Origin of the sequence: Nocardioides sp. (assembly GCF_036401255.1) — a bacterium.
Lineage (GTDB): Bacteria > Actinomycetota > Actinomycetes > Propionibacteriales > Nocardioidaceae > Nocardioides.
On the sequence record NZ_DASWVI010000288.1, the window covers coordinates 1 to 2,058 of the forward strand.

Consider the following 2,058-nt stretch of genomic DNA (forward strand, 5'->3'; position numbering starts at 1 on the left):
TCGTCGTCGAGCTCGTAGACCAGCGGCATGCCGGTGGGGATGTTGAGCCCGGCGATGTCCTCGTCGCTGATGCCGTCGAGGTGCTTGACCAGGGCCCGGAGGCTGTTGCCGTGGGCGGCGATCAGCACCGTGTGGCCGGCCCGCAGGTCCGGGATGATGTCGGACTCCCAGTAGGGGAGGAACCGGGCGATGACGTCCTTGAGGCACTCGGTGTGCGGCATGTCCGCGCCGAGGCCGGCGTACTGCGGGAGCCCGAACTGGGAGAACTCGCTGTCCTCCTCGATCGGCGGCGGCGGGACGTCGAAGGAGCGGCGCCAGAGCATGAACTGCTCCTCGCCGTAGGCCTCCAGCGTCTCCTTCTTGTTCTTGCCCTGGAGCGCGCCGTAGTGGCGCTCGTTGAGGCGCCAGGAGCGGCGCACCGGGATCCAGTGCCGGTCGGCGGCGTCGAGGGCGAGGCACGCGGTGTTGATCGCGCGGCGCTGCACCGAGGTGTGCACGACGTCGGGCAGCACGCCCGCCTCGCGCATCAGCTCACCGCCGTGGACCGCCTCGGCGCGGCCCTTGTCGGTGAGGTTGACGTCGACCCAGCCGGTGAAGAGGTTCTTCGCGTTCCACTCGCTCTCACCGTGTCGCAGAAGGATGAGCGTGTGGGTCATGGGTCAACTCCTTGGCAGTGGATCCCTGGGTGTGGATCCGGGTCAGTGTTCTGCGGTGACCGGGGCCTCGGCGTCGCACTCGTAGGCGTCGCTCGAGGAGCCGGACGATGGGGTGGGGGCCAGGCCCTCGAACTCGTTGCACGGCGCGACCACGGGGATCGACATCTCGGCCTCCTCGCCGTTGTCGAAGCCGAGGGTCACGGTGACGAACGAGCCGGGCCCGAAGTCGCCGGTGACGACGACGCCGCCGTCGTCGGCGAGGTTGACCAGCCCGCCCGCGGGGACCTCGATCGGCTGGAAGTCCGTCGCGGTCACCGGGGACTCGCCGGCGCCGGCCAGCGACTCGACGGTGAGGGCGTCGTGAGGGTCGTTGTTCGCGAACGAGGCCACGAACGCGCCCTCGCCCTCGCGGTCGGCGACGACGACGGCGTTGAGCACGTCGACCTGCGCGTCGCGGTCGTTGACGCCCGCGGTCGGGGTGTAGACCCGGTCGGTGGCGTAGTCGAACCCGCACGAGGACAGGGTCGCGGCCAGCAGGACGGCGCCGGCGGAGGCCAGCAGGCGGGCAGACGGGCGAAGCTGCATGGTCAGAGCCTTCACGGGTCAACGGCGGGGTGCGAGGCACAGCCTAGCGGTCGGCGCCGGGGTGCCGACGGCCGCCCGCGTCGGTGGTCGGTCGTGCCCGGTCGGGGGCTCAGCGGCGCAGGCCGACGGTGTTGCCTACCACGAGCAGGCCGACGATGTCGAGCACCGTCCACGCGAGGGCGACCACCAACAGCCGGGTCGCGCCGATGCGCAGCGCGATCCGCAGGCTCAGGTGCCGGAAGCCGTCCTCGTGGTCGGCGACCAGGCCCGGCAGCGCGCACAGCACGTGCACCCCGAGGCCCAGCCCGGCGGCCAGCACCACCATCGCGACCTCGGGCGGGTCGCCGGCCGTCGCGCCGCCCCACCCTCCGTAGGACAGGAACGCCGGGTAGCCGGCGTACGCGATCACCCACGGCACCCACGAGAACCAGCCGCGGCGCAGCACGACGTTGCCGACCATGCCGACGGCGACCGTGCCGAGGTAGATGCTGCCGGCGGTGACGCCGTTGGCGATCGCGAGGGGTACGACGAGCAGCACCCCGCAGATCAACGTGAACCACGCGGTGCCGGGGTCGAGGTAGCCGTCCGCGATCGGCTTCCCGCTCGGCAGCCGCAGCGCGTCGCGCCGGCTGTCGACGAGGTCGTTGTGCCAGCCCAGCAGCGCCTGTCCGACCAGCACGGTCGCGAACACCAGGGCGACCTCGCGCCCGGCGCGCCCGCTGAGCGCGGCCGCGACCGCGAGTCCGGCGGCCGTGAGGAGGGCCTGGCGCGGGTGCGCGGCGCGCAGCAGCAGCACCGGCGTCAGGTGGGCGAGCGT

General features: G+C 72.4%; 3 protein-coding genes. All 3 read right to left on the bottom strand.

All coding sequences use genetic code 11. The features are described from left to right. On the bottom strand, window positions 1–656 hold a 656-nt coding region (locus tag VGD85_RS13575), incomplete at its 3' end, for a phosphoglyceromutase (protein ID WP_331063972.1). A gap of 42 nt (window positions 657–698) precedes the next feature. Beyond that, a complete protein-coding gene (locus VGD85_RS13580) occupies window positions 699–1,241 on the bottom strand; it encodes a hypothetical protein (RefSeq protein WP_331063973.1) in 543 nt (180 codons plus the stop codon). A gap of 109 nt (window positions 1,242–1,350) precedes the next feature. Beyond that, window positions 1,351–2,058: hypothetical protein (locus VGD85_RS13585; protein WP_331063974.1), on the bottom strand; the 708-nt coding region annotated here is incomplete at its 5' end.

Excerpts from the sequence above, each read along its gene's own strand:
- VGD85_RS13580 (WP_331063973.1), bottom strand. The coding sequence starts at position 1,241 with ATGCAGCTTCGCCCGTCTGCCCGCCTGCTGGCCTCCGCCGGCGCCGTC.